This is a genomic window from Corynebacterium sp. 21KM1197, assembly GCF_033783015.1.
Lineage (GTDB): Bacteria > Actinomycetota > Actinomycetes > Mycobacteriales > Mycobacteriaceae > Corynebacterium.
Map to the genome: position 1 here is coordinate 1,813,407 of NZ_CP123907.1, position 23,953 is coordinate 1,837,359.

At 62.7% G+C, this 23,953-nt stretch carries 27 protein-coding genes, 3 tRNA genes and 1 pseudogene; 15 read left to right on the top strand and 16 right to left on the bottom strand.

Annotated features, from left to right (window positions below):
- Nucleotides 1-54: 54 nt before the first annotated feature.
- The 3 genes from nrdI (at nucleotide 55) to OLW90_RS08775 (ending at nucleotide 1,636) form a co-directional block, all read left to right on the top strand.
- On the top strand, nucleotides 55-480 hold the full coding sequence (nrdI, locus tag OLW90_RS08765) for a class Ib ribonucleoside-diphosphate reductase assembly flavoprotein NrdI (RefSeq protein WP_319649714.1): 426 nt from the start codon (nucleotides 55-57) through the stop codon (nucleotides 478-480).
- On the top strand, nucleotides 481-1,488 hold the full coding sequence (gene nrdF, locus OLW90_RS08770; protein ID WP_319649715.1) for a class 1b ribonucleoside-diphosphate reductase subunit beta: 1,008 nt from the start codon (nucleotides 481-483) through the stop codon (nucleotides 1,486-1,488).
- 74 nt (nucleotides 1,489-1,562) lie between these two features.
- Nucleotides 1,563-1,636: transfer RNA gene (locus OLW90_RS08775), tRNA-Arg, on the top strand.
- A 3-nt stretch (nucleotides 1,637-1,639) separates the two neighbouring features.
- Here OLW90_RS08775 and OLW90_RS08780 read toward each other — a convergent pair.
- Nucleotides 1,640-2,338, bottom strand: coding sequence for a hypothetical protein (locus OLW90_RS08780; RefSeq protein WP_319649716.1), 699 nt, complete (start codon nucleotides 2,336-2,338; stop codon nucleotides 1,640-1,642).
- Between the two features lie 9 nt (nucleotides 2,339-2,347).
- Nucleotides 2,348-2,569 (bottom strand): hypothetical protein, encoded by a 222-nt coding sequence (locus OLW90_RS08785; protein WP_319649717.1) that lies wholly within the window; start codon nucleotides 2,567-2,569, stop codon nucleotides 2,348-2,350.
- 237 nt (nucleotides 2,570-2,806) lie between these two features.
- Here OLW90_RS08785 and OLW90_RS08790 point away from each other — a divergent pair, with 237 nt between their 5' ends.
- The 3 genes from OLW90_RS08790 to OLW90_RS08800 all read left to right on the top strand — a co-directional run bounded on the left by OLW90_RS08790 (nucleotide 2,807) and on the right by OLW90_RS08800 (nucleotide 4,307).
- Nucleotides 2,807-3,046 carry a hypothetical protein gene (locus OLW90_RS08790; protein WP_319649718.1) on the top strand — a complete coding sequence of 80 codons (240 nt, stop codon included), beginning with the start codon at nucleotides 2,807-2,809 and terminating at the stop codon, nucleotides 3,044-3,046.
- A gap of 63 nt (nucleotides 3,047-3,109) precedes the next feature.
- Nucleotides 3,110-3,910 (top strand): mycolate reductase, encoded by an 801-nt coding sequence (gene cmrA, locus OLW90_RS08795; RefSeq protein ID WP_319649719.1) that lies wholly within the window; start codon nucleotides 3,110-3,112, stop codon nucleotides 3,908-3,910.
- Between the two features lie 112 nt (nucleotides 3,911-4,022).
- Nucleotides 4,023-4,307 carry a DUF6968 family protein gene (locus OLW90_RS08800; protein ID WP_319649720.1) on the top strand — a complete coding sequence of 95 codons (285 nt, stop codon included), beginning with the start codon at nucleotides 4,023-4,025 and terminating at the stop codon, nucleotides 4,305-4,307.
- 43 nt (nucleotides 4,308-4,350) lie between these two features.
- Here the strand turns inward: OLW90_RS08800 and OLW90_RS08805 are convergent, their stop codons facing one another.
- From OLW90_RS08805 to OLW90_RS08825, 5 genes are all read right to left on the bottom strand, one after another.
- Nucleotides 4,351-5,133: an ABC transporter ATP-binding protein gene (locus OLW90_RS08805; protein WP_319649721.1), complete on the bottom strand. Its 783-nt coding sequence runs from the start codon at nucleotides 5,131-5,133 to the stop codon at nucleotides 4,351-4,353.
- Nucleotides 5,130-6,179 carry an iron ABC transporter permease gene (locus OLW90_RS08810; RefSeq protein WP_319649722.1) on the bottom strand — a complete coding sequence of 350 codons (1,050 nt, stop codon included), beginning with the start codon at nucleotides 6,177-6,179 and terminating at the stop codon, nucleotides 5,130-5,132. Before OLW90_RS08810 ends, OLW90_RS08805 begins: the two co-directional genes overlap by 4 nt.
- Nucleotides 6,176-7,174: an iron ABC transporter permease gene (locus OLW90_RS08815; protein WP_319649723.1), complete on the bottom strand. Its 999-nt coding sequence runs from the start codon at nucleotides 7,172-7,174 to the stop codon at nucleotides 6,176-6,178. The genes OLW90_RS08810 and OLW90_RS08815 overlap by 4 nt, the downstream gene beginning before the upstream one ends.
- Nucleotides 7,171-8,109: an ABC transporter substrate-binding protein gene (locus OLW90_RS08820; protein ID WP_319649724.1), complete on the bottom strand. Its 939-nt coding sequence runs from the start codon at nucleotides 8,107-8,109 to the stop codon at nucleotides 7,171-7,173. The genes OLW90_RS08815 and OLW90_RS08820 overlap by 4 nt, the downstream gene beginning before the upstream one ends.
- A gap of 145 nt (nucleotides 8,110-8,254) precedes the next feature.
- Nucleotides 8,255-9,052, bottom strand: coding sequence for an SDR family oxidoreductase (locus OLW90_RS08825; protein ID WP_319649725.1), 798 nt, complete (start codon nucleotides 9,050-9,052; stop codon nucleotides 8,255-8,257).
- A 72-nt stretch (nucleotides 9,053-9,124) separates the two neighbouring features.
- On the opposite strand from OLW90_RS08825, the gene orn reads away from it, so the two are divergent.
- From orn to OLW90_RS08840, 3 genes are all read left to right on the top strand, one after another.
- On the top strand, nucleotides 9,125-9,778 hold the full coding sequence (gene orn / locus OLW90_RS08830; RefSeq protein WP_319649727.1) for an oligoribonuclease: 654 nt from the start codon (nucleotides 9,125-9,127) through the stop codon (nucleotides 9,776-9,778).
- Between the two features lie 50 nt (nucleotides 9,779-9,828).
- Nucleotides 9,829-9,901, top strand: a tRNA-His gene (locus tag OLW90_RS08835).
- A gap of 219 nt (nucleotides 9,902-10,120) precedes the next feature.
- Nucleotides 10,121-10,837: a hypothetical protein gene (locus OLW90_RS08840; protein WP_319649728.1), complete on the top strand. Its 717-nt coding sequence runs from the start codon at nucleotides 10,121-10,123 to the stop codon at nucleotides 10,835-10,837.
- Nucleotides 10,838-10,895: 58 nt separating this feature from the next.
- Here the strand turns inward: OLW90_RS08840 and OLW90_RS08845 are convergent, their stop codons facing one another.
- The 4 genes from OLW90_RS08845 to OLW90_RS08860 are packed head-to-tail and all read right to left on the bottom strand — an operon-like array spanning nucleotide 10,896 to nucleotide 14,056.
- A complete protein-coding gene (locus tag OLW90_RS08845) occupies nucleotides 10,896-11,600 on the bottom strand; it encodes an ABC transporter permease (RefSeq protein ID WP_319649729.1) in 705 nt (234 codons plus the stop codon).
- Nucleotides 11,597-12,331, bottom strand: a complete 735-nt coding sequence (locus tag OLW90_RS08850; RefSeq protein ID WP_319649730.1) for an ABC transporter ATP-binding protein — start codon at nucleotides 12,329-12,331, stop codon at nucleotides 11,597-11,599. The genes OLW90_RS08845 and OLW90_RS08850 overlap by 4 nt, the downstream gene beginning before the upstream one ends.
- A gap of 2 nt (nucleotides 12,332-12,333) precedes the next feature.
- Nucleotides 12,334-13,125 carry an ABC transporter permease gene (locus tag OLW90_RS08855; RefSeq protein WP_319649731.1) on the bottom strand — a complete coding sequence of 264 codons (792 nt, stop codon included), beginning with the start codon at nucleotides 13,123-13,125 and terminating at the stop codon, nucleotides 12,334-12,336.
- Nucleotides 13,115-14,056 (bottom strand): ABC transporter ATP-binding protein, encoded by a 942-nt coding sequence (locus OLW90_RS08860; protein WP_319649732.1) that lies wholly within the window; start codon nucleotides 14,054-14,056, stop codon nucleotides 13,115-13,117. The genes OLW90_RS08855 and OLW90_RS08860 overlap by 11 nt, the downstream gene beginning before the upstream one ends.
- A 91-nt stretch (nucleotides 14,057-14,147) precedes the next feature.
- On the opposite strand from OLW90_RS08860, the gene OLW90_RS08865 reads away from it, so the two are divergent.
- The gene (locus OLW90_RS08865; protein WP_319649733.1) at nucleotides 14,148-14,759 is read left to right on the top strand and encodes a TetR/AcrR family transcriptional regulator; all 612 of its coding nucleotides are present in this window, start codon (nucleotides 14,148-14,150) and stop codon (nucleotides 14,757-14,759) included.
- Nucleotides 14,760-14,874: 115 nt separating this feature from the next.
- On the opposite strand, the gene OLW90_RS08870 is transcribed toward OLW90_RS08865, so the two are convergent.
- Nucleotides 14,875-15,423, bottom strand: a complete 549-nt coding sequence (locus OLW90_RS08870) for a TetR/AcrR family transcriptional regulator (protein ID WP_319649734.1) — start codon at nucleotides 15,421-15,423, stop codon at nucleotides 14,875-14,877.
- 145 nt (nucleotides 15,424-15,568) lie between these two features.
- Here OLW90_RS08870 and OLW90_RS08875 point away from each other — a divergent pair, with 145 nt between their 5' ends.
- Genes OLW90_RS08875 through OLW90_RS08885 form a run of 3 tightly spaced genes read left to right on the top strand, consistent with a single transcriptional unit; the run spans nucleotide 15,569 to nucleotide 18,753 of the window.
- Nucleotides 15,569-16,051 carry a flavin reductase family protein gene (locus OLW90_RS08875; protein ID WP_319649736.1) on the top strand — a complete coding sequence of 161 codons (483 nt, stop codon included), beginning with the start codon at nucleotides 15,569-15,571 and terminating at the stop codon, nucleotides 16,049-16,051.
- Between the two features lie 26 nt (nucleotides 16,052-16,077).
- Nucleotides 16,078-17,412 carry an NtaA/DmoA family FMN-dependent monooxygenase gene (locus OLW90_RS08880; RefSeq protein ID WP_319649737.1) on the top strand — a complete coding sequence of 445 codons (1,335 nt, stop codon included), beginning with the start codon at nucleotides 16,078-16,080 and terminating at the stop codon, nucleotides 17,410-17,412.
- 6 nt (nucleotides 17,413-17,418) lie between these two features.
- The gene (locus OLW90_RS08885) at nucleotides 17,419-18,753 is read left to right on the top strand and encodes an NtaA/DmoA family FMN-dependent monooxygenase (protein ID WP_319649739.1); all 1,335 of its coding nucleotides are present in this window, start codon (nucleotides 17,419-17,421) and stop codon (nucleotides 18,751-18,753) included.
- Nucleotides 18,754-18,756: 3 nt separating this feature from the next.
- Here the strand turns inward: OLW90_RS08885 and OLW90_RS08890 are convergent, their stop codons facing one another.
- Both OLW90_RS08890 and OLW90_RS11650 read right to left on the bottom strand, forming a co-directional pair.
- Nucleotides 18,757-19,146 carry a BRCT domain-containing protein gene (locus OLW90_RS08890; protein ID WP_319649740.1) on the bottom strand — a complete coding sequence of 130 codons (390 nt, stop codon included), beginning with the start codon at nucleotides 19,144-19,146 and terminating at the stop codon, nucleotides 18,757-18,759.
- Between the two features lie 104 nt (nucleotides 19,147-19,250).
- Nucleotides 19,251-19,406 (bottom strand): annotated as a pseudogene (locus OLW90_RS11650) (DNA polymerase III subunit epsilon); the annotation flags it as partial.
- Between the two features lie 425 nt (nucleotides 19,407-19,831).
- Between OLW90_RS11650 and OLW90_RS08895 the strand changes: the two are divergent.
- A complete protein-coding gene (locus tag OLW90_RS08895; RefSeq protein WP_319649741.1) occupies nucleotides 19,832-21,001 on the top strand; it encodes an LppP/LprE family lipoprotein in 1,170 nt (389 codons plus the stop codon).
- Here OLW90_RS08895 and OLW90_RS08900 read toward each other — a convergent pair.
- Nucleotides 20,998-22,167, bottom strand: coding sequence for a L,D-transpeptidase (locus OLW90_RS08900; RefSeq protein ID WP_413464466.1), 1,170 nt, complete (start codon nucleotides 22,165-22,167; stop codon nucleotides 20,998-21,000). The genes OLW90_RS08895 and OLW90_RS08900 overlap by 4 nt on opposite strands.
- 332 nt (nucleotides 22,168-22,499) lie before the next feature.
- Between OLW90_RS08900 and OLW90_RS08905 the strand changes: the two genes are divergently transcribed.
- Nucleotides 22,500-22,572 (top strand) — tRNA-Lys (locus OLW90_RS08905).
- Nucleotides 22,573-22,631: 59 nt separating this feature from the next.
- On the opposite strand, the gene OLW90_RS08910 is transcribed toward OLW90_RS08905, so the two are convergent.
- Nucleotides 22,632-23,885: a glutaminase gene (locus OLW90_RS08910; RefSeq protein ID WP_319651866.1), complete on the bottom strand. Its 1,254-nt coding sequence runs from the start codon at nucleotides 23,883-23,885 to the stop codon at nucleotides 22,632-22,634.
- Nucleotides 23,886-23,953: the final 68 nt, after the last annotated feature.

A 23,953-nucleotide genomic window follows, 5' to 3' on the forward strand; every position in this document is an offset into this window, starting at 1 on the left:
TGGGCCCCACCAGGCCATTGGAGTTCAACCTATTGAACTCTTAATATCAATTACATGGCTACTCGCTCGCCCGACATCGTGTACTTCTCCTCCGCCTCAGAAAACACGCGGCGCTTCGTGGACAAACTGGCCCACCCGGCGCTGCGAATTCCCCTGCGCCGTGGCGACTCCCCCATTCACCCCACCCGCCCCTTCATCCTCATCACTCCCAGTTACGGCGGGGGCGACCCCACCCGCGCCGTACCCAAGCAGGTGATCCGCTTCCTCAACGACCCCACCCACCGCAGCCTCCTGCGCGGCGTGATCACCAGCGGAAACACCAACTTCGGCAGCGCCTATTGCTGCGCCGGGCCGCTCATCGCCTTCAAGTGCCAAGTGCCGGAACTCTACCGCTTCGAGCTACTGGGCACCTCCCGCGACGTCGCCCGCGTCCAACGCCTCCTCACCGAACCCACTGACCACACCGAAAGGATCGCATAAATGCACTACATCGAACGCTCCCTCCTGCCCAGCCGCTGGCGCACCCCGCAGGACGGCCCCATTCGCCCCATCAACTGGAACCTCCTCCAAGACCCCAAGGACACCGAGGTCTGGAAGCGGCTGACCAGCAACTTCTGGCTCCCGGAAAAGGTGCCGCTCTCCAATGACCTCCCCTCCTGGCAAGGGCTCGACCCGGAGCACCGTACCCTCACCGTGCGCGTCTTTACCGGGCTCACGCTCCTCGACACCGTGCAGGCCACCGTGGGCGAACCCGCCCAGATTCCCGACGCCCGCACCGAACAAGAACAGGCCGTGTACACCAACATCGCGTTCATGCAATCCGTACACGCGCGCTCCTACAGTTCCGTCTTTTCCACCCTCTGCTCCACCCGCGAGATCACCGAGGCCTACACCTGGGCCACCCAGAACCCCCTCCTGCAACGCCGCGCCACCGCCGTGCTGCGCCACTACCACGGCACCGACCCCCTCAAGCGCAAGGCCTCGGCCACCGTCCTGTCCTCGCTGCTCCTCTACGCCGGGTTCTACCTACCGCTGTGGTTCTCCACCCGCGCCGTCATGCTCAACACCGCAGACATGATCCGACTCATTCTGCGCGACAAGGCCGTGCACGGCTACTACTCCGGGTATAAGTACCAGCGCGGGCTCGACGCCCACCCCCAACGCAGGGAGGAAATGCGCGACTTCACCCACAATCTCGTGGCCAACCTCCTTGACCTGGAGCGCGAATACTCCGCCGAACTCTACGACCTCGTGCCCGCCCCCGGCATCGACGGAGTGATGGCCTTTGTGTACTACAACGCCAACAAAGCGCTGATGAATCTAGGCTACGCGCCCGCCTACGAGGAGGAGGCCGAGGCCGTAGAGCCGGAGATCCTCGCCGCCTTGACTCCCGATGCCTCCGAAACGCACGACTTCTTCAGTGGTTCCGGCTCCAGCTACATCATCGGAGCCACCGAACCCACGGAGGAATCGGACTGGGATTTTTAAGGAGGCACTCGCCTCTTGTCCCGGCGCGGCCATGCGCTAAAATCTTGATGGCGGTTTCCGTTGGAAGCCGCCATGCCTCCGTAGCTCAGTGGATTAGAGCAGTGGGTTTCTACCCCATTGGTCGCGGGTTCGAATCCTGCCGGAGGCGCTTTTACCAGCCAGAATGGTAGGCCATCTGCGGGTGGCCACCTTCCGGCGGAATCACGGCATACCCTAGATCGCTTAAAATATGCGCGGCCTCCCGTGGATCATCACGGACCGCCGCTCCAAGCTGAATACGCAACCACCGCGCACGGCTATCGGCAAGAATATCCCGCCACCCGCTTCTCCCCTCAAAGCCGCACTCGTGGATCAGAAAATAAAGGAATTCCTCCACGCTAGGGCGGAATCGGTGCCCACCCACGGGGATATGCAGCGCTTCCAGCTTTCCCTGCCGGGCCTCTTGATTGGGCCGATTAATCATCAAGGCGGGACTCAACCATGTTCCTGAACCGGAAATATGAAGGTGAGCGGCAGGGTGATAATCCTTGACCTTTTCATAATCAAAGCGCAGCACGGGTGCGCTCCCCACCAGCAACGCAAAGCTCGATTGCATAACAGCCAGGTACTCGCCGCTGCGGCTGAGCCCCATTCCCAGCCTTATCCTCGCAGCATAGAGGCCGGACTCACGCGAAGGCTCCCTCGGCGGGTTAAACCTGAGAGGAAATTCTGCTTCTATATTTGTTTTCCACGGGATCTCCTCACCGTAAACATCAAAATATCCACCGTTTCCCGGAAGAACCCCGCTTAAAACCCCTCTCAGCAGCCTCGTAAAATCAGAAATCTGAGTATGATACTCCTCAATATTCACACTCCCCCCTTAATCTTCCAGCAGGAATTCAAGCCCTTCCATTTTATCGTAGCGTCTACGATCCGCCATCGTGAGCGCTCCCCTAGCCGCGAGGTCATCGAGTTCTCTCCGCCTGAGAGGCCCATCCCCATCCACGAGGTAATCCAGGTTCAGCAGGTGCTGCTCCAGCCAGGCATGACGCTCTTTGACCTCTTCCCGGGTAAACCACTCAGTTTTAACAGTAAATTCCATGTTTCATCTCTCCCCCTGACATACAATTATTTTTCTTTCCGGGAAAACCGCACCCTCACGCGCTCTTCACCGGTTTCGTGGAAGCCTCCGCCGTTTGTAACGGCCTCGACCATCGCGGCGTGATCCACCACCGTCCAGTATCCCTCAGGAGCGGATAAGCGTCAAGGGTCCCGCCCCGTCATATACCCTCGCTTCATACCCCGTCCCCTCCTCAACAAAGCCTCCCTCTCGCTCTCCTTGCTCACCGTCCTCGGCACCCTCATCGCCGCATTCATCGGTGATCGGTATATCACCGATTACTTCATCGTCACCCTTCCCCTGGGCGGAATCGCTCTCATCCTGGCGCTCTTCGCCCGTTCCGGCACGGCGATAGCGGCGGCCCTCGTCACGGCCGCCGCGCCCTTTTTCTTCCTACCGCTCAGCCATATGATCGCATTCCTGCTCTACATCGTCAGTTTCGGCCACATCACCCCATAAACCGCACGCCCCGCTTGTACGATGGGCGGGACGTCGATAAGCCCCTACCCCAAGGATCACCTGATGGCTCTGCCCGCCCCCTCCCCCGCTTCCTATGCCCTCATCACTGGCGCGAGCCAGGGAATCGGTGAGGCTCTGGCCCGTGACCTCGCCGCGCGGGGCCATAACCTCATTCTGGTGGCCCGGCGCGAGTCCGTGCTCGCCTCCCTCGCGGAGGAACTCAGCGCGCACCACCGCGTCACCGCGGAGGTCTTTGCCTGCGATCTAGCCAAGGACGATGAGGTCACCCGGCTCATCGAGCACATCGGTACCAAGCGCATCCACATCGCCATTAATTCCGCCGGAATTGCCTCCTTTGGTCCCTTTATGAAGCAGGACTGGGATTATGAGACTAACCAATTCCACCTCAACGCCACGGCGGTATTCCGTTTGAGCCGCGCGGTACTCGGCCCCATGATCGAGCGCAACGAAGGGGCGCTGTGCAACGTGGGGTCGGCGGCCGGGAATATCCCCATTCCCAATAACGCCACCTACGTGTTCACCAAAGCGGGCGTGAATGCCTTTACGGAGGCGCTGCATTACGAACTCAAGGGCACCGGAGTGCATTGCACCCTGCTGGCCCCCGGCCCGGTGCGCGACGCGCACATTGATCCCGCCGAGGCCAGCATCGTGGACAAGGTGGTGCCGGACTTCCTGTGGACCACCTATGAGTCCTGTGCCCACGAAACCCTGGAGGCGCTGGCAAATAATAAGCGCCGCGTGGTGCCCGGCCCGCTCTCCAAGGCCATGAATACCCTGTCCGCGATCACGCCCACGGCACTCATCTCCCCGCTCATCGGGAAATTCTATTCAAAGATGGGCTAAGGGTTCCGCGCTGCCGACGCCCCGGCAGCCGAGGAACGGTCACCGGGGAGCAACAACCATCAGCCAGGCAGCCACCGCGCGTACCCCCGGAATTGCCACTACCCTGTTCCCTATGATCGTGAGAGAACTCACCCGCTCCGACGGCCGCCCCGTGGTTCTGCGCATGGAGGCTCCCACGCAGGAGGGCGGGGATTGGTTTACTCGGTGGAGCATCGAGGGGTTAAGCGAGAAAGAACCCCTCATCACCGTTTCCTCCGGTGGGATCGATCCCCTGCAATCCCTGCTGTGCGCCCTGGCCGGGCTGGGCGATCGGGTGCACAGCAGCGGGATTGATCTGAGATTCCTGGGCTCGGAGCAGCTGCAACTCCTGCGGGCAAGGGATCTGCCCGAGGGATAACTTCCCAAGCCGCGTAACAAGAGCGCTCCCGCTATGCCAAACCCTATCCCTCGCTCACGCCCCTCGGCACGATCACCGGCGCGTTCCCCCGAGGATCGGGCCATACCTCGGCCCGGAGCCCATAGGCTCGCTCCATCACCTCCGGCGTGAGCGCCTCGGTGGGCGTGCCGGAGGCCAGCACCTGCCCCTCGCGCATAATCACCATTGTGTCCGAGTACGCCCCGGCCAGCATGAGGTCGTGGAGCACCATCACCACGGTGCGCCCCTCCCGCGCCAGTTCCCGGCACAGGTGCAGGGTGGCCAGCGCGTGAGCGGGATCGAGGTAGGTGGTGGGCTCGTCCAGCAAAAGCACGGGCGTTTCCTGAGCCAGAGCGAGAGCCAGCCACACGCGCTGGCGCTGGCCGCCGGAGAGTTCCGCCACGTCCCTATCCACGAGCGCGGCGGTATCGGTGCGCTCCAGGGCGGCCTCCACGGCCGCGCGGTCGGCGGCGCTGGGGCCGCCGATCCACCCACGGTGCGGGTGGCGGCCACGGGCCACCAGTTCCCCCACGCGCAGGCCCGCCGGGGCCACCGGGTGCTGCGGGAGCAGCGCCACGGTGCGGGCGGCGGCCTTGGCCTCAAGGGCGTGGACGTTGCTCCCGCCCACCTGCACCTCTCCCGCGCGCGGGCTCAGCAGCCGGGACATCGTTTTGAGCAGGGTGGATTTGCCGCAGCCATTGGGGCCGAGCAGGGTGGTCACCTTGCCCTCCTCCGCGCGCAAGCTCACCCCGCGCACAATATCGCGGTCTGGCTGGTAGCCCGCGTACACATCTTGAACGGTAATCATCCCACTACGGCCTTTCTCATGCGGGTGGCGGCGGTAATAACGAGGACCACGAGCGTCACACCGCCCAGCGCGGAGGTCACGAGGCCCACCGGAATGCTCACGGGGAGCCGGGTGGCGATCACGGAGCACAGCAGGAGCAGGGCCGCCCCCACGGCCGCCGAGTTCCACGGCGGCGGGGTGGGAGCCCCGCTGATCAGGCGGGCCACCTGGGGCGCGATGAGCGCCACGAAGCCGATGGGCCCCACCACGGAGACCACCACGGCCACGATGCCGGTGGCGGCGATGAGCAGGCAGGCGCGCACGCGCGGCACGCGCACCCCTAGGGAAGTGGCGAGGGCGTCGTCGTGAGCGAGCAGCGGGACGTCGCGGTGCTGCCAGAGCCCCAGGGCCAAGAAGGGCACCAGTCCGGCGCACATGGGGGCGATGGCCTCCCAGCGCACGAAGCCGGTGGAGCACGCCAGCCATGTTTGGGCGTCGGCGGCGTGAGAGAGATCGGCGCGCACGATGAAGTAGGAGACGAGCGCCTGGCAGAGCAGGGAAAGCGCAAAGCCGATGAGCACCACCCGGTGCGAGGTGCCGAAGCCGCCGAGGGTGAGCAGTAATACCACGATCACCAGCGCGCCGATCAACGCGAGCCCCGCGCGCCACCAGAAGGTATCTATTTCCGCCGACCAGGCGGGGCGGGCCAGCACGGTTCCGGCCACCACCGCCACGGCCGCGCCCCCGGAAACACCCAGGATGTCCGGGGAAGCCAGCGGGTTACGGGACATCGTTTGCGTCCAGGCACCGGCGATTCCCAGCGCCGCACCCACCACGGCGGTGGCGATGGCCACCGGCAGGCGAATATCCCACACCACGGTGGTAGCAGACGAGGTGCCGCCCCCGGTGAGCGCCGCGATGACCTCGGCGGGAGTCAGCGGCAGCGGCCCGGAGCCGAGCAGCAGCACGTAGGAGACCGCAGCCACGAGCACCGCGCCGAGGAGGGTGAGGGCGCCGCGGCGTCGCCGGGCGCGCTGGGCGGTTTCTACCGCGTGAAAGGCACTCATTGTCCCACCCCCAGGGAGCGATAATGGCGCACCGCCCAGACGATCATGGGGGCACCCACCACCGCCATCACGATGGACATTTCCAGTTCACCGGGGCGCATGATCAGGCGGCCGATGATGTCCGCCGCCAGCGCCAGCCCGCCGCCCATCAGGGCCGTGGGAAATAGCGTGGTGGACAGGCTCGGCCCCAGTAGGGTGCGCACGATGTGCGGGGCGGCGAAGCCCACGAACACCATCGGCCCCACGGCGGCGGTGGCGGTTCCGGCCAGAATCACCACCACGGCCACCGCGCCCAGGCGGATCCGATCGGGCGAGGCCCCCAGCGCGGTGGAGGCCTCCTCCCCCATCGAGAGCAGGTCCATCGGGCGCGCGAGCAGCGCGGCGAGCAGGCCACCCAGGAGCAGGCCACCCCAGGCCACCGCGATATCCTCGCCGCCACGCCCCATCGTGGAGCCCACCGTCCACTGGCGCATGCCATCGAGCACGCCGCGCGAGGACAGTGCCAGGGCCGTGGTCACCGCTTGCAGGGCCGCGCTCACGCCCACGCCCACCAGAATCACGGTGAGCGGATCGAGGGAGACGCGGGAGACCATGAGCACGATGAAGGAGGCCAGCGCGGCCCCCACCAGGGCGAGGGTGATTCTGCCGCCCAGCGCGCCCCACCCCAGGAACATACCCAGGGCCACCGCAAAGGCCGCCCCGGAGGTCACGCCGATGAATCCGGGATCGGCCAGGGGATTGCGCGTCCAGGCCTGGGCGAACGCGCCCGCCATGCCTAGCGACGCCCCCACGGCCACCGCCAGCACCGTGCGCGGCACCCGGAGGTTCCACACCACGTGCTCGGTGCCGGTGCCCTCCACGGCGGCTGGCCCGGCCAGGATCGCCTGCACCACCTCCCCGAGGGGAATGGTGCGAGAGCCCAAAAGCAAAGAAAGCACCATCAGGGCCACCAGGATGACGGCCCCCAGGGTGCTCAGTCGAAGGGTACGGCTCACAGCTGGTCGGAGAACTTCTCAATCGCCCACGGGATGGTCACCGGGTTGGGCATGCTCATGGCGGTGCCGGTGTCGCTGTCCAGGTAGCGCACGCGGCCGTCGCGCGTGACGTCGAGGTTCTTGAAGGTCTCGTCGTTCTTCAGCGCCTCGGCGGAGCCGTTGTAATCCAACACAAAGAGGTAATCCACCTCATTGAGTTCGTCGTAGTTCTCCGGGGCAATGGCGCGGTAGAAGGTGTCGCCGTCACCCTCCAGGGAGTCGGGGATCTCAAAGCCCATGTCCTCCACCATCTGACCGCGCCCGTCGCCGGAGGTGTACAGACCGATCTGGCCGTCATAGGGCAGCACGATGGCGGCGGTCTTGCCCTGCACCTCCGGGTGCTCCTTCTTGAAGTCCTCAAAGGCCTTCTCGGTCTTTTCGATGAGTTCCTTGCCCTCATCGCCCTTATCCACGGCACCGGCGATGGTGGTCACCTGAGTGTCCCAGGGAATCTGCCAGTTGGTGGCATCCTCCGGCTTCAGGGTGGTGGGGGCGATCTTTTCCAGGGCCTCCACGGCCTGATCGTCCATGGCGGTGTTCACCGCGATGATCTTGCTGGGATCGGCGGCGGTGACCTGCTCGATGATCTCCGCGCTGAACCCGGCCGAGGTGTTATAGATGACGGTGGGCTTGGCATCGCCAAGCAGGTCCTTCGCCCACGGGCCCACGCCGGAAGGGTCTACCTCGCCCTCGGAGCCAAAGGGAGCCACCACCGAGGGGGTCACGCCCAGGGCCAGGAGGGTATCGGAATCGCCCAGGCCGAGGGCGGCCACGCGATCATTGCTGCCCTCGGAGGCCGAGGAGCCGGACTCGGAATCGGAGGCGCGGGAGCAGCCGGTGATCGCCAGCGCGGAAACCATCAATACCGCACCGAGGCGACGCAAGGGAAGAGCCATGAAATTTTATCCTTTCGGTCCACACCCACCCTACGAAAGTATAAAGCGGGGTTCCCTCACACTACGGGAGTCGGACAAAATATAGCAAGGCTTACCTATTTACTTCCCGCTGCGTGCGGGAGGGGCGGCGTCGATAAGCAAAAATCTAGGCGTGCAGGGTCGCGCCGCCGTCCACGTAGAGTTCCTGCAACGTCACATGCCGGGCGCGCTCGGAGGCCAGGAAATCCACCGTGTGCGCCACGTCCTCCGGCCGCGCGATGCGCCCGAGCGGAATCCCCAGGCGGTGAGTGCCCAGGTCACCCTCCAGCGAACGGCGCCGCCCCGCCTCCGGGTCACTGCCCCAGAAATCCCGCTGCATGGCGGTATCGGTGGAGCCGGGGCACACCACGTTACAGCGCACCCCCACCCCGGCCAGCTCCAGGCCCAGGCAGCGCGTGAGCGCCGAGGCCGCGGCCTTCGACGCCGCGTACGCCCCCATGCCCACCCTGGGCACGCCCGCCGCGTTCGAGGCGACCACCACGATCCCGCGATCATGCGCCGCCTCCTCCCGCTCCATCGCTCGAGCCGCCGCGCGCAGCAGGTAGAACGTGCCGTGGGCATTGACGTCCATCATGCGGGAGAACTCCTCCGCGCTGGTCTGCGTCACGGGGCGATCCACAAACACCCCGGCGGCGTGAATCAGGTAGCGCAGGGCCCCGTGATCGCGCACGGCCCGCTCCACCAGCGCCGTCACCGCCTCCTCGGAGGCCAGGTCGCAGGGCTCGGCGCACACCCGCGTCCCCTCGGCGGCGCAATCCTGCACCTCACGCGCCGCGCGGTCCAACGCGGCCTCCTCGCGGTCCGTCAGCAGCAGGGTCACGCCGGGGCGCTGCGCGCATTGCTTGGCGACGGCCGCGCCGATCCCGCCCGCCGCACCCGTCACGATGATGAGATCTGTAGCCATGCTCCCCTAAGTTACCCTTGCCTTATCCTCCCCTCTCCGTACTCCCCCACCCCACGGCCTATCCTGGTGAGCATGACTCAGCCCGCGACCCCTCCCGCTACACCGCCCGCCAAAGACGACCGCCTCGTATGGATCGACCTGGAAATGACCGGCCTAGACCCGCACCAACACGTGATCGTGGAAGTGGCGGCCCTGGTCACCGACGCCAACCTCACCATCCTGGGCGAGGGGGTGGACCTGGTGGTTCACGCCACCGAGGAGGAACTGGCCCGTATGGACGATTACGTGACCACCATGCACAGCGAGAACGGACTGCTCAATGAGATCCGCGCCTCCACCGTGAGCCTGCGCGAGGCCGAGGACGCCGTGCTCGCTCTCATCGAGGAACACTGCCACCCCGAGCACCCCGCGCCGCTGGCGGGCAACTCCATCGCCACCGACCGCACCTTCATCAGGGAATACATGCCGCGCCTGGACGCCGCCCTGCACTACCGCATGGTGGACGTCTCCACCATCAAGGAACTGAGCAAGCGGTGGTTCCCCCGCGCCTATTACCACCAGCCGGAAAAGGGCATGGCGCACCGGGCACTGGCGGACATCGTGGAGTCCGTGCGGGAACTGGACTACTACCGACGCAGCGTATTCGCCCCCGAGCCCGGGCCCACCTCCGAGGAGGCCGCCGAGGCCCAAAGCCAGGCCACCGAGGCCTACCAGCGATTTTTGTAAAAATAACTCGGTAGGCTATGGTTGTTCTCGCTGCTTATACAGCGGCGATGGTGGCTGTAGTTCAGCTGGTAGAGCACCAGGTTGTGATCCTGGGTGTCGCGGGTTCGAGCCCCGTCAGCCACCCCTAGAGAAAGTCCCCCACCCAAGTTTTTGGGGTGGGGGACTTCTTTGCTGGGCAGGTTAAAGATCAAGGGGCTACTGTGGGGATCTATCGGCGAGATGGAGTCAGCGACGTTGCGGCGGGTGCATTGCGAAACAATCAGTGGATAACGCCACACCGATTCATTCTTCATAACCCTCAAGATATTAACCCCAATTAATTAGTTAAAATGAGGTAAGCAAATGGAATCAGAAACAGACCAGATGCCAATCGCAATCTCTCGGCTAGATACAAGCGTCGAAACTTCTCGAGAACCGCAAAACGCACGCGCTATTGCATGGCTACTTCAACAAATTGGCGGTCCAATCACCGTTGTCACACCACGGAAGGATGTCGATAGCAGCGTCATCAAAAAACTAATCAGGCAGCGCGGAGTAGTTCATCTAAGTTGGAGAGGACTATCCACACAAGCCTTACATGGGCGGGTCTTATTCGCCTGGCCGGATCGTCAGCGCCTCAACGACCTCTGGGGAATCGAAGCTGACGCGCTCGCGGTGATCGAGTGGAATACCGACGAGACACAGAAGTGGATCGAAGACAACAAGCCGATCCTACTTCTCCATGACCGCACCGAACGTTATGTGCCGGATGAATCCAAAAATCTCCACGCCACTCCCGTACCGGATAGCATCGACTTTATTTTAAGGCATGTCGCAGAAATGGCAGCTGGTTACTCTAACGGATTGAAATGGAATGAAGAAGAAAAACTAAAGGCGGACATGATGAACCGCCCCCAGCGGTGGGCCTCAGTCACGGTTGATCAAGTCCGAGCAAGGTGCAAAGACCTTGGCATGCGCCCTAACGACGTGGATACAGTCACAGGACTTCTACAACGCCGCAAGGAGGGACACTCCTTTAGAAGGACAGGCCCCTACCGAGATTTTCATTTCACAGACTAGGTTCCAACTGAAGCATCCTTGACCCCCAGGGGCGCCTAGCTGTGTGCAAGGTTTCGTCTTAAAGGACTTCGTCAGTGCGGATCTTTCCGGCTTGACCCACAAGGAGAATCAAGGCCACTGCTATGCCGGCAGCGGTGATGAGCCAGGTGAGCCAAACTGCACTGTTGAGTGATGAAGCGACACCATTGCCGAGAACCGCAATGACAACGATGACACTGACGATCGCGGTGATGACCGATTGCCGCCATATACCGATGGCCCCGGCTATGAGGGCGACACTGACAGCGAGAATGACGACCGATACACCCGACGCAAGCACGTTAGCCCAGGAGATACCTTCTGTACTGTCGACGATCGGAGCGATGGTTTCGCTAAGGAAGAAGATCGTGACGGCGAGGAGGAGCCCGGCGGCGGAGGCCGATGCAATGGTAAGGGTGTAGGCAGCGTTCTTTGCGAGGAAGAGCTGGCGTCGCCCGCCAGGGTAGCTGTAGAGCTGGATACGGTGGTTGCCGATGTAGTCGGCGACGATGAATCGTGCGTAGATGACGGAACCGTGGATAGCGATGACGCACAACGCCACGGTGAGGGCAAGTGAGAACACGGCGTTGTATTGACGGAACATGGCACTACCAGGGCTGTGGTCGAAGCGTCCGATTATGGCGAAGAAGTAGAGCGCGGCCAGCAGCGAGACCGTGGCGGTTACAGCAACATAGATCGCGGTGCGCTGGTATCGGGTAAGTTCACACTGGAGGAAATGGCTCATGCTGCTGCTCCCTTAACGCTGGCATTGTAGAAGGCCTCCAGGCTGCCGTCATACTGGGCAAGGACGGTTTGGACGCTGTGCTTGTCGCCGAGTTGTCCCTCTACCATCACGGCGACGGTATAGGCGGTACGTTCCAGCTCGGTGAGGACGTGACTGGCGATGAGAATGGTGACGCCATGTGCGGCGAGGTCGGTCAGAATCTGCCGGAGGTCTGCGATGCCGGTCGGATCGAGCCCGTTGGTGGGTTCGTCGAGAATGAGAAGTTTAGGCTGGTGAGCGATTGCGCGGGCCAGAGCGAGCCGTTGTTTCATTCCAAGCGAGAAGGACGCAACGGGCTCCTGCGCGGAGTTCGCAAGCCCGACCTGGGCAAGAAGCTCAGCGATCGGGGGGTGCGTCGTCATACCAAGCATGTCGAAGTGCAGCTGTAGCACATCGTGCGCGGTCGTCCCCGCGCGGAATTCCGGGTTCTCGATGATCACACCGATGTCAGGCAGCAGTCCGTCACGAGACGTGTGATCGAAGGACTGTCCGAAGATGGTAATGGTGCCGGAGGTAGGAAAGGCCAGTCCGGCGATGAGCTTGAACAGGGTCGTCTTTCCTGCTCCGTTGGGGCCGACGATCGCGCAGATCTCTCCTCGTGCCACACTTAGCGTGCTGGGAGAAAGGATCTCACCTCCGGCGATGGTCTTGGTGAGCGCGGTGATCTGAAGTGTCAGGGCAGACTCGGGCATGATCAACTCCTTCTTTGCAGTGCGCGGTAGGCGATGAGATAAGTAGCAGCGGCCCAAGCTGCGACGACGATGATGTTCCGAAGCTGGTCTGCTCCGGTGCGGAAGGCAGCCTCGCGGATGATGTCTCCGAGTGGAGCGAAAGGGAGGAATTGGTGCAGGGCTACGGCCCACTCCGGCAGTCGCTCAGCGGGGAACGTGATCGGTGAAAATAGCAAACCGCCGATCATGATGACTTGGGTGACCAGCGCGGTCGTGTTGACTGGGAGCCAGAACGCGATGGCGTAACCAATACTGACAGTAGTGAACTGTGCTGCGAGGATAGCGGCCACGGTGATCAGGTCGAGGTGGATGTCAAGTTCGAACCGCAAGGTGGCAGCGAGGATCCCAATGGCGATGCCGGGGAGGGCTGCGAGGCTCCAGATGACGGCATCGGCGAGGAAGATCGCCGAACGCGGTACCGGCAGGGTCTTCTGGTAGTCGAGCAGTCCCTCCTGTTTGGAGGTGCTCATGATCTGCGGCGCGAGAACACAGCCAACAGCGATGATCCCGAGCGTCCATGCGCCCGAGGAAAGGTAGCGCACGGCCTCAGCGCTGACCTCAGTGTCGACATCGGGGATAAGCAGCGCGAGACCGTACACGATTGCGAAGGCGAACAGTGCCTGCACGGCCGTGAATACCGGCAGGAGGTGTTTGTGGCGGATCAGGCTCCACCGGATCAGACCCCACCACGTTGGAAACCACCCGCGTTTGCGAGGCGTAGAAGGCGTGCGAATAGAGACAGTATTAGTGACCATTGGTGATCCCTTCGTAGAGGGTTTCAAGTGATGCCGGGGCGAGCGTATAACTATCGGCGGTGCCTGTGTTGACCAAGTCGAGCACCCACGCCACCGCGTCGGGAATCTGCGCCGGTTCGAGATGGAGCCGCAGCTGTCCGTCCTCGTCGACCGTGTGGACGACGATGGCGGGAGGGATCTGATTGATCTCGGCTCCCGGGTGGATCCCGACGGTCAGGATGGTGGTGCGCGCCTGGTCCGCAAGCTGGCGGGGCGTGCTGTCGATGAGAACCTCGCCGTTGTGGAGGAGCACGTAGCGGTCAGCGGTGCGCTCCACTTCAAGGAGGTTATGGGTAACGACGATCACGGTATGGCCGGCGTCGGCAAGGCGTCGCAGGTGACACCAGATCAGCGGTCGACGCACCGGATCGACGTCGTTAGTTGGTTCATCAATGAGTAGCACGGGAGGCGGCGCGACGACAGCCATCGCATAGGAGGTGAGCCGCCGCAGGCCACCGGAGAGTTTCTCGCCGCCTACCCTTGCCCACTCTGTAATGTCCAGGGTTCCGATGAGTTCCTGTGTGGCTGCTGTAGCCTCACCGGCCGTGAGACCACGGAGGCGTGCGATCGAGTTGATCGCCTGTTGAGGGGTCACCCCGGTCAGTGGTGCGTAGATCTGCGGCATGATCGCGGCTACCTGTCGAGCGAAATCAGGGTTCACCACGAGGGAGCGCTCCCCGAAACGGATGTCTCCGCTGGTTGGCTTCGCAACCCCGATGATCTGGTTCAGCAGTGTTGTCTTGCCAGCGCCGTTATGGCCAAGCAAGGCGACTAATTCACCAGGGTGGAAGGTCAGACTGATGTTTCGATTCGCCGGAGTGTTCTGCCCCCGGTAGGTTTTCGTGACCCCCTCCAGCGAGAGCATCGGTTGATGTTGGTGCACGCCCATCATAGTTTCAAATACTAGCGGTATCTGAAACTGTCGTCAATGCCTCGCACGCCCCCAAAGGGCAGCTGATCGGGGCTGTTTTATACTGCGATTCATGATCCGAATGACCCGCGAGCAGCAACAGCAGCACAATAGAACGCTCTTGCTCGAGGCGGCCGAACGCATTTTCGCCACCCGTGGAGTCGAAGGCGCGTCCCTCGATGACGTTGCCCTGGAGGCGGGGTTGACCAAGGGAGCGGTGTACTCGAACTTCCAGGGCAAGGGCGAGCTGATCCTTGAGGTTATTCGTTACCGACAGACCAGCTCCCAGGAAGCGCAGGAGTTCCGGGAGATCCTGGCGCGTGCGACCAACGACTATGAGAGGCTTGAAGCCTGGTGTGACGCCTGGATTCTCAGCGCCCGCAGTGGTGACCGTGCTGGGTACGCGCGGCTCTTGTTCAACTTCATTCCCTATGCGCTTCGGGATGAGGAACTCACGGCTCGCTTCTTGGAGTTCATTACACCAGGGGATGTTTCTGCCGAAGCCTCCCTGATCCCCGGCGATAGTCTGTTCGCGCAGATTCCGGTCGAGGATCAGTTCCGCATCCTCACCGCGCTGGATCTCGGGCTTGCGGCGCTGACGCTATTCGACCCGGACAATGTCAAGCCGGAACTGTACAAGACCACAGTGCTCTCGCTGGCGCACACGCTCTACGATGAACGCTGATGCGGCCGCATCAGCGCACGCCCACCAGACGTAGCGGAGCGTATCAAATTGTTTGTGTGTGGGAGGTCTTAAAGGTACTCCCTGAAGCGCTTTAGGTAAGCCACCGCCGCCAGGTTCAGGATATTGAGCGCTGTGCCCACCCCCGCTCCAGCACAGCCAGATAGTTTTCCGGCTGCGGCTCCCCCCAACTCGCCCAGGCCAAGCCCAGTACGGCGCGATAAAGAACGGCGCCATCGAGATCGGGCCGCACGGAGCCCTCCTCCCTTGCCGCCGCCACAAGCCGTTCCACAGAAGTAATAACGGCGGAGCAATGCAGCCCCAGCGGTGTACTATATTCCCGCGAACTGGCCTCCAACAGGGGCTGGGCGAGGTTATTAAAACTGTGCACCCAGTTCAGCTGCGCTCCAATCCAGAACCGCAAGGCTTCATAGGCAGAGTCACTGCGCGCCAAAAGCGCCTCGGGGTCGGGCAGTTCGATCTGGCGCGCCTCCAACACCGCCGCCAGCAAGTAATCCTTATCCGGGAAGTGTCGGTAGAGCGTCCCCGCCCCCACTCCGGCCCGCTTGGCCAGGGCGTCCATAGAGAAGTCAGCACCCACTTCCTGCAATACCTCCTCCGCCACCGCCACGATCTTCTCTCGGTTCCGCAGCGCGTCTGCCCGCATGTTTAGCCCCTTTTCCTTGATCGACATAGCGTCTACACAACATCTACACAGCCACCGTGCCACGGCAGCCTTGCCATACGGAGACAATCTCCATATACTGACTCCCATAAATGGAGACACTATCCGATTGTATGCGAAGGACCTCATGCATAAAAGCACCGATCCCCTAGAAGTCAGACGCACCTTCGGGGCCTACCCCACCGGTATAGCTCTCACCGCCGGCATCTCAGGCGCCGCCCCCGCAGGCCTGCTCACCAATTCCTTTACCAGCATCTCCCTTGACCCACCCCTGGTGGCCGTGAGTTTTGATCACGGCTCCACCTCCTGGCCGCGTCTGCGGAACATCACCACGCTGGGTATCAGCATCTTCAGCTCGGAGAATCTCGACGCAGCACACCTCCTGCGCCGCCCCACCGACGTGCGCTTTGACGGGGTGGATTATCACATCGCCCAGGAGACCGCCCTGCTCATTCCCCGCGCCGCGGCCCACCTGATCGTCACCCCAGAACGCACCATCGAGGCCGGTGATCACACGCTTGTGCTCTTCCGGGTTCTGGAACACGAACACACGCCGGAAGCCACGCCCCTGGTGTTCCACGATTCCACGATTTTTCCCCTCCCCCATTAAAACTCTAAAACCAAGGAAATAGAAAAATGACCAAGAACATGATTATCGGTATAGGAGCCTTCGCCGCCGCAGGAGCCCAGGCTCGCGCCTGGCAGTTACCAGAGGTTTCCTCAAAAACCTACCCCGATTTTGAGGGCCAAAACCGCGTTGCCCAAATAGCGGAAAAGGGCAAGTTCCACTTCCTCTTTTATGGCGACTTCCCCGGATCCGTGCCCACCAGCAATGAAGACGCTCCTCAAATGACCGTGGATCCCCTCATCTCCATCGCGTCCGCCGCCGCACACACCTCGCATGTAGGTTTTGCCGCCACCATGGCCACCGAATGGCACACTCCTTTCACCATCGCCCGCCAATTCAAGGCGCTCGATGCCTTAACCGGTGGCCGGACCGCCTGGAACGCGGTCACCGGCTCCAGCCCACAGGCCGCATCGCTCTATGGCAAGACCATTCCGTCTAGCCCGGAACGCTACGGTCGGGCGCAGGAATTCGTGCAGATCGTGCAATCTTTCTGGGGCTCCTGGGGCAAGGACGCTTTCGACGCCGCCGATGGCAAGCGTATTTTTGCGGACTATTCCAAGGTAGAGCGTCTGTCTCTCCATGGGCAGTATCTCTCCGCCCAGGGTTCCCTCCCCATTCCGCCCACCCCGCAAGGCCAGCCGGTGATGTTCCACTCCGGTGGTTCCCCGAACAGCATTGCCTTTGCCGGACGCTACGCCGACGTGTACATCACCGAGGTTTGGGATCCCGCACAGGCCGCCGAGCAGCGTCGTCAGTTGCGCGAGGCCGCCGTCGCGGCGGGGCGCGAGGCCGATGATGTGAAGTTCATCGTGGGCCTCATGCCCACCATCGCGGATAGTAAGCGGGAGGCGCTGGATCAGCACGCCTACTTCATGGAGCCCAAGTACCGCCAGCAGGTGCGCTACCTGAGCATGTTCTTTAACACTCCCCTGACCGAGGCTGACCTCGATAAGCCTCTCTCCGCCGAGGCCCTGGAGCAGGCTAAACACGCGCAGGTGGGAGATCCGCGCCAGGGCATTGCCCTCAAGGTGGCCCAGGAGGGGTGGAGCATACGGGACATCATCAACCATTCCGTCATTGATTATCACCCCGGCGTTCAGGGCACAGCACAGGACGTGGTGGATCACATGGTTCAGTGGTACGAGGCCGAGGCTGCCGACGGCTTCTGGCTGCTGCCGGATACCCACGACGTAGCGCTCACCCGTTTTGTGGACGAGGTTGTTCCCCTGCTCCAGAAAAAGGGTCTTTTCCACCAGGACTACGAGGGCACCACTCTGCGCGAAAACCTAGGATTACGCGAGCAGTACGGCGTGGACCCCCGTATCCTTCAAGAAGGAAAGTAACACGCTATGACGCAGAATTTTATGGCTCTTGGCCTCGGTGCCGGGGAGTTTTATGGAGTACACCCCGGAGCCTGGCGTTCCGAGGGCGTGGACCCCAAGGCATACCTGGATATACAGGCGCAGATCACCTATGCCCAGCAGGCGGAAAGCGGCGGTTTCGATTTCCTTTTCATGCAAGATCGCGTTTTCTTGCACCAGGGTTTTCCCACCGCCGCCTCGATGTTCCCGCTCGATCCCCTCGTGCAACTTTCCGCCATCGCCGCAGCCACCTCAAAGATCGGCCTGATTGGTTCCGCCTCTACGTCCTTTAGCGAGCCCTATACCCTTGCCCGCCAGTTCCGCGCCCTGGATTTGATTAGTAAGGGGCGAGCCGGGTGGAACGTGGTTCCGAGCTTTGAGCCGGAAGCCTTTGCCAATCATGGTCGGCCGGTTCCCGCCAAGGCGGAGAAGTACGAGCGCCTGAATGAGGTGGTGCAGATTTCCCAGGCGCTGTGGGGCAGTTGGAAACCAGAGGCCGGGGATCCCGATCCGGTGACGGGAATCTTTATGAATGATGAGCATATTCAGCCCATCAATATGCAGGGACGGCACGTGGGTTCGCGCGGCCCTTTGCAAATTCCACCGTCGCCCCAGGGGCAGCCGGTATTGGTCATGCCCGCCGCCAGCAGATCGGGTATTCAACCGGCGGGCATGTATGCGGGTGGCATTATCGCCATGCCCTCCACCATCGAGGAGGGGCGGCAACAGCGCGAACTCTTCCGTACTGCGGCGGAGCAGGCCGGAAGAAACGCCGATGAGGTGAAACTCATGTCCTTTTTCACTTTCGGTTTGGGTGCCACCCGCCGCGAGGCGCTTGATCGACGCCGGGAATTGGAACGGTACACAGACCTTCCCCAGCGACTCAATCAGCTCTCCATACTATTAGGCATTCCGCTCACCGAGGCCCAGGCGGACACTCCCCTGAGCCTGACCCAGGTGCATCAGTTGCGGGTTCACCCACGAGCACCAAGATCCGCGCAGGCGGTGGCTCTGGCCAAGGAGGGCTTCTCTCCGCTGGACATCATCGCGCACGGTGTCCTGGATATGAGCCCCGGAGTGGTGGGCACGGCGGAGGACGCCGCCGATTACCTCCAGGAGTGGTTTGAGGCCGGGGCTACCGATGGCGCGGTGCTGGTGGCAGACCGGCTCAGCGATAACCTTGGGGACTTTGTGGAGCAGGTGGTGCCGATCCTGCGCAAGCGCGGTTTGCGTCCCGACGACTACGTGGGTTCCACCCTGCGGGAGAATCTGGGCTTGCCCTATGAGTTAGGAATTGATCCGCGCATCATAGGTAGGCAATAAAAATCACTCCTGCCCGTCACGGAGGAACTGCACAAACTCCTCCTCGCTCATCACGGTGATGGGTGAACCCGCCTCGCGTAGTTTCGTTGCCTTTTGGAGTTTCTTCGATCCCTCCGCTCCCTCGGCCCAGGAGCGGGGGTTAGACATCCCCACCACCAGGATCGTGGTTTTCTTGGTGGTGGATTTCTCCGCCACCCCGCCCAGCGCCCCCACGAGCGCTTGGAGCGTCGCGCGGGGTGCGATGGTGAGAGCGCCGGTAAAGGCCACCCGGTGCCCGCGCAGGGCCTCGGTTCCCGCAAACTCCTCCAGCAGGGAGGAAATATCGGGCTCCCCCTCACGACCGAGGAACGCGAACTCCGCCGCGCGGAACCTCCCGGCCCGGTGGGCGGACACAACTCGGCTAACTGGTCAATCCCATGCTCCCGCTGCATGCGCGCGAAGATCCTGCCGCAGGCCCGGGCATCCGCCTCGGCTCGGTGATGGATAAAGAACTCTCCCGGAAAATAATGGTCAAAAACATCGTCGAGCCTCCGAGATTCCAGATCGGGAAGAATACGCCGCGCCAGGCGCACCGTGCAGTAGCGCCGATTGGTCAGTGACTCTTTGCCATAAAGCCGGTCAAGATCGGTGAGCACGTACCCATCAAAGGCCATGTTATGAGCCACGATGGGTAGATCACCGATGAATTCAATAACCTGGCGGTGCACGGCGTCTCAGGAGGGGGAATTGGCCACGTCCGCAGCCGTTATGCCGTGAATCCACGTATTGATGGGACTGAAATAATCCAGGGACTCATGAGACCGGAGCAGGGTGTTCCACCGAGCGACCTCGGCGCCCTCCTCGTCAAACCTCACCAGGGGCCACCGAGCACGCCGAGCCGCGCTTCTCGTTGGCGGTTTCAAAGTCCAAAGCCACGAATGCCTGCACGCTGATCTCACTTTCTGCCCGGCCACCCGAGCATAAGGACTAATCTACCGTTCGCCCTGCGCGCATGGGCCCAAGCGATCGTCGATAAGCCCCGCGCCACACCCCTCCCCCAGCCGGACAACTGGCTCCTCACAGCCTAATCTTAGAAACCATGAGATTACGCCCCCGCTACCCCGTGGCCCTGGCGAGCACCGCGTGCATCGCCGCGCTCACCCTGAGTGCCTGCGGCAGCCCCCAGGAGGATACCGAGTCCGCCCCAGCCGCGCCCACGTCCCTGGCCCGCGCGGCTAAGCCCAGCGCGGTCACGAGCACCGTCACCACCACGGAGACCACCACCACGAGCGCTCCGCGGAAGGAACCCAAGAAGAACTGCCGGGAGATTCTGCTCAGCGATACCGCGCTGCGCCCGATCCTGGGCGTGCCCATCGTGCCGACCTTTGCCGAGGGCTCGGAAAGCCCCGGCCTGGGCGCCGCAACCTGGGGCTATCTGGGCCAGGTGGCGGATAATCACTTCGATCCGTGCAAGGAACTCAGCTGGGTTACCTTCCCCGGCGTGGAGGGTGATCTGGAAAACCCCAACGCGGAGAGCGCCTTTGCCACCATCATGTTCTTCCACAAGGATGAACTCATCACCGCGCCCATGCCCGCGCAGGTGGGAGCCGTGGTGGATGTGAATCGTCGCTCCGATTCCGAGCTGGAGGTAACCACCACCCGGCGCGACGCGGAGGGCGAGTCCACAGCGCTCGTGCGCTACCGGGAGGGTAAGCTCCAGGTCACCTCGGATAATCCCGAGGACGCCCTGGCCCACCCCACCACGCGCCTGGACGTCAGCGGCACCACCCCGCCGATTGCCTCGCGCCTCTACAACGTGGGCAGCGTACACAAGAACGGCTACGACCAGGAGATCACGTCCGCGGAGGGTGCAGCGCGGGACGCGGTGCTTATCGACGTCGATCGTTCCCTTGAGGTTTCCTGTGTGGTGGACGAGGTACCGCTGTGTCAGGCCACCGACCCGGAGAAGGCGGACTGGATTCCCGGCACCACCGACCCCGCCTCCGGGGTGGCGATCTATAACCAGGACGCGGAGTACCACGCCAACCAGGTTCGGATGATCTCCACCGATCCGGTGCGGGTGCAGGCCTTGGAGGAAGAGGTGGAGGAAGCCACCACCGTGGCCGACGTGAGCCGGGGCGAGCGGGTGCTCTTTGACGGCTATATCTTTGACACCACGCACGAGGGCGAGGTGCGGATCTATGCCAGCGAGGACGCCGAATCCGCCGCGTGGCTGAGCGCCAAGGATTACGGCGTGACCAAGCGCTAACCTTCCGCGTTACCGGCCTTCCACTGCTCCCAGGGGATGTTCCAATCCCCCAGGCCGTCGAGGCCGTTGAGCTCCCCGCCCACGGTGTTGCTCACCTTCACGATGTCCCCGCGCTTGACGGTGTTCTGGAACCACAGCGCGGCCTCGTCGGTGACGTTGATGCACCCGTGGGAGGTGTTCGTGTTGCCCTGCGCCCACACCGACCACGGCGCGGCGTGCACGTAAATGCCGGAGTAGGACATCTGCGTGGCGTACTTCACGGTGGTCTTATAGCCGCCATCCTCCTGGGATAGGCCAAAGGTCTCGGAGTTCATCAACAGGGAATCGTGCAGGTCACCGATGATGTACGTTCCGTTGGGCGTGGGCCAGCGATTCGATCCCAGGGATACCGGAATGGAGCGCAGTTCCTCCCCGTTGCGGTACACCGTCATGGTCTTGGTGGCGTCATCGACCTCGGTGATCACCTCATCGCCGATGCTCACCTCGATCTCATTATCCTCCGCGCCGTAGATCCCGCCGCCCAGATCCTTGCCGTAGATATTGGCCTTGGCGGTGATCTGCGTGCCCGGCTCCCAAAAGTTCTCCGGGCGCCACCGCACCTCCTGGTTATTCACCCAGTAAAAGGCCCCTTCCACCTTGGGCTCCGTGGTCACCTCCAGGACCTCCTGGGCAGCGGTGCGATCCTCAATCGCCTGGGAGAACCTAAAGGCCAGCGGCTGGCCCACGCCCACCTCGCCCACACCATAGGGAGAAAGCGTGACCGAGGCCGTACCCGCCGGGGCAATCGTGGAGAACACCGAGGTGGCGGTCTCGCCATTCCTATCGCGGGCCTCCACGGTGTACGTGCGGGAGTAGCCCAGTACCTCGTCGGTGCTCCAGGTCTTGCCATCGGTGGACAAGGTGGCTTCCACCTCGCGGCCCTCCTCGTTGGTCATGGTGACCTCCTCCAGGCCACCCTCCTGAGAGGTCACCGTCACCTGCTCCGTGGGATCCACATCCTCAGCCTCATCCTCCACGGAGATAGTCGGAGGCTCGTGCTTCTCCTCCGTCTGCTCCTGTTCCGGCTCATCGGAGCCCGGTTCAATGGTGCAGGAAACCAATCCCCCACCGACGGCCACCACCATGAAGGCCGCCGTGATCACCCGCAACCTGGAACGCACCCGCACGTCCACCTCCTGTTTTCGCCCACAACACATAATTCCCATCCACCCTAGTTCCCCGCCGTGTCCGCGCCCGCGCTAAAAAGCTCATTTTCGAAAACCTTTACCAAAGTGAGACACAGCGCGGCGCGGCACCCGGGATAACGCTCAAAGTTCTCATCGCCCCAACGCTCCTTTTCGTTTCACTTGGATGCGCCCGGCCTAGCACCGAGCCTCGCCCACGCCAGATACACACCGAAGGCACGCAGAAATACCCGTTGAACAGGCGATTTTGCGGGAAACGCGGGGAGACAGTAAAGTAAACGGACGTCGCCAGGGAGCACCTGAGAGACAAAAAAGCGCCATTAGCTCAATTGGTAGAGCAACTGACTCTTAATCAGTGGGTTCGGGGTTCGAGTCCCTGATGGCGCACAATATCAACCTTATAGTTACCCCCGCTGGGCCCACGGTCCAGCGGGGGTTTCCTCATTCTACCTCACGGATTCGTCCAGGCGCGGGGGCTGGGTGCCGTCGGAAAGCACGAGGCCCAGCAGGCGCTGCTCCGGGTCGTACACGGCGATGTCGTAGCCCGCGCGGCGCATGCGCAGCAGCGTGGAACCCAGCATTCTCTTACCCACCTTTTCCACCTGCACCACCCGAGTCACGTCCAGCACCAGGCGTCGAGCGCTAAAATCGCGCGTGGTGATCTCGTGGATGATGGATTCCGCGGCGGAGAAGTTAATCATGCCCTGGAGCACGATCACGGTGTCATCGCCGCGCTCCTCGATGGCACGCACGGCGTGCACACCCACGGGCAGCGGATTCATCAGGTGCAGGCCCATCTGCTGAGAGAGTTTTTCAAAGAGCATGGTGCCGCGCACGCTGTTGCCCTCCGCGTCCAGGCGCGGGGAGAAGGTGGCCAGGCCCAGTTGCCCGGGCAGAGTGCCGATCAGCCCGCCGGACACCCCGGACTTTGCGGGTATGCCCACGCGCGCCATCCAGCGTCCGGCGCCGTCGTACATGCCCGCGGAACTCATCACGGACATGGTGAGGCGGCACACGTCAGGGTCGAGCACGCGCTTGCCGGTGAGCGGCTGCACGCCTCCGTTGCCCAGGGTGGCCACCATCGCGGCGAGGTCGCTGGCGGTGGCCTCGATGGCGCACTGGCGGGTGTAACTGAGCACGGCGTCATGCGCCGTATCCTTAATCACCCCGTAGCTGCGCAGCATGTGCGCGATGGAGAGGTTGCGATCCGCATGATCCAGCTCGGAGTAGCACAGGGACTCATTAAAACCGAGTTCCCGGCCCGCGAGGTCGCTCATGAGGGTGCGAATGACCTCCACGCGATCCTCCACCGTGGATTCCTCGCCATTGATGAGTTGATTCACGGCTATGGCCCCGGCGTTAATCATGGGGTTCATGGGGAGGTTGGATTCCTCGTCCACGGAGAGTTCGTTGAAGGCCTCGCCGGAGGGTTCCATGCCCACGGTGGCCATGACGGTGTCGATTCCGCGCTCCTGGAGGGCGAGCGCGTAGGCAAAGGGCTTGGAGATGGATTGCAGGGTGAAGGGAATATCGCAGTCCCCGGCCGAGTAAATGCGGCCGGAAACGGTGCACATGGCGATACCGAGGGGGTTGGGGTCGGCGCTGGCGAGTTCCGGGATGTAGTCGGCCACGTTCCCGGATTTCTCATCACGCACCGCGTCGAGGAGGGTGGAAAGGTACTGCGGAATGGGAGAGGTGATTTCTTGCACCGCCCCAGGCTACCCATTCCGACGCTCCCGCGATTGTTCTCACCGGACGGGATATGTGG

Coding starts and splice junctions, on each gene's coding strand:
- nrdI (WP_319649714.1), top strand. CDS start 55: ATGGCTACTCGCTCGCCCGACATCGTGTACTTCTCCTCCGCCTCAGAA.
- nrdF (WP_319649715.1), top strand. CDS start 481: ATGCACTACATCGAACGCTCCCTCCTGCCCAGCCGCTGGCGCACCCCG.
- OLW90_RS08785 (WP_319649717.1), bottom strand. CDS start 2,569: ATGGAATTTACTGTTAAAACTGAGTGGTTTACCCGGGAAGAGGTCAAA.
- cmrA (WP_319649719.1), top strand. CDS start 3,110: ATGGCTCTGCCCGCCCCCTCCCCCGCTTCCTATGCCCTCATCACTGGC.
- OLW90_RS08800 (WP_319649720.1), top strand. CDS start 4,023: ATGATCGTGAGAGAACTCACCCGCTCCGACGGCCGCCCCGTGGTTCTG.
- OLW90_RS08805 (WP_319649721.1), bottom strand. CDS start 5,133: ATGATTACCGTTCAAGATGTGTACGCGGGCTACCAGCCAGACCGCGAT.
- OLW90_RS08810 (WP_319649722.1), bottom strand. CDS start 6,179: ATGAGTGCCTTTCACGCGGTAGAAACCGCCCAGCGCGCCCGGCGACGC.
- OLW90_RS08820 (WP_319649724.1), bottom strand. CDS start 8,109: ATGGCTCTTCCCTTGCGTCGCCTCGGTGCGGTATTGATGGTTTCCGCG.
- OLW90_RS08825 (WP_319649725.1), bottom strand. CDS start 9,052: ATGGCTACAGATCTCATCATCGTGACGGGTGCGGCGGGCGGGATCGGC.
- orn (WP_319649727.1), top strand. CDS start 9,125: ATGACTCAGCCCGCGACCCCTCCCGCTACACCGCCCGCCAAAGACGAC.
- OLW90_RS08840 (WP_319649728.1), top strand. CDS start 10,121: ATGGAATCAGAAACAGACCAGATGCCAATCGCAATCTCTCGGCTAGAT.
- OLW90_RS08845 (WP_319649729.1), bottom strand. CDS start 11,600: ATGAGCCATTTCCTCCAGTGTGAACTTACCCGATACCAGCGCACCGCG.
- OLW90_RS08850 (WP_319649730.1), bottom strand. CDS start 12,331: ATGCCCGAGTCTGCCCTGACACTTCAGATCACCGCGCTCACCAAGACC.
- OLW90_RS08855 (WP_319649731.1), bottom strand. CDS start 13,125: ATGGTCACTAATACTGTCTCTATTCGCACGCCTTCTACGCCTCGCAAA.
- OLW90_RS08860 (WP_319649732.1), bottom strand. CDS start 14,056: ATGATGGGCGTGCACCAACATCAACCGATGCTCTCGCTGGAGGGGGTC.
- OLW90_RS08865 (WP_319649733.1), top strand. CDS start 14,148: ATGATCCGAATGACCCGCGAGCAGCAACAGCAGCACAATAGAACGCTC.
- OLW90_RS08870 (WP_319649734.1), bottom strand. CDS start 15,423: ATGCGGGCAGACGCGCTGCGGAACCGAGAGAAGATCGTGGCGGTGGCG.
- OLW90_RS08875 (WP_319649736.1), top strand. CDS start 15,569: ATGCATAAAAGCACCGATCCCCTAGAAGTCAGACGCACCTTCGGGGCC.
- OLW90_RS08880 (WP_319649737.1), top strand. CDS start 16,078: ATGACCAAGAACATGATTATCGGTATAGGAGCCTTCGCCGCCGCAGGA.
- OLW90_RS08885 (WP_319649739.1), top strand. CDS start 17,419: ATGACGCAGAATTTTATGGCTCTTGGCCTCGGTGCCGGGGAGTTTTAT.
- OLW90_RS08895 (WP_319649741.1), top strand. CDS start 19,832: ATGAGATTACGCCCCCGCTACCCCGTGGCCCTGGCGAGCACCGCGTGC.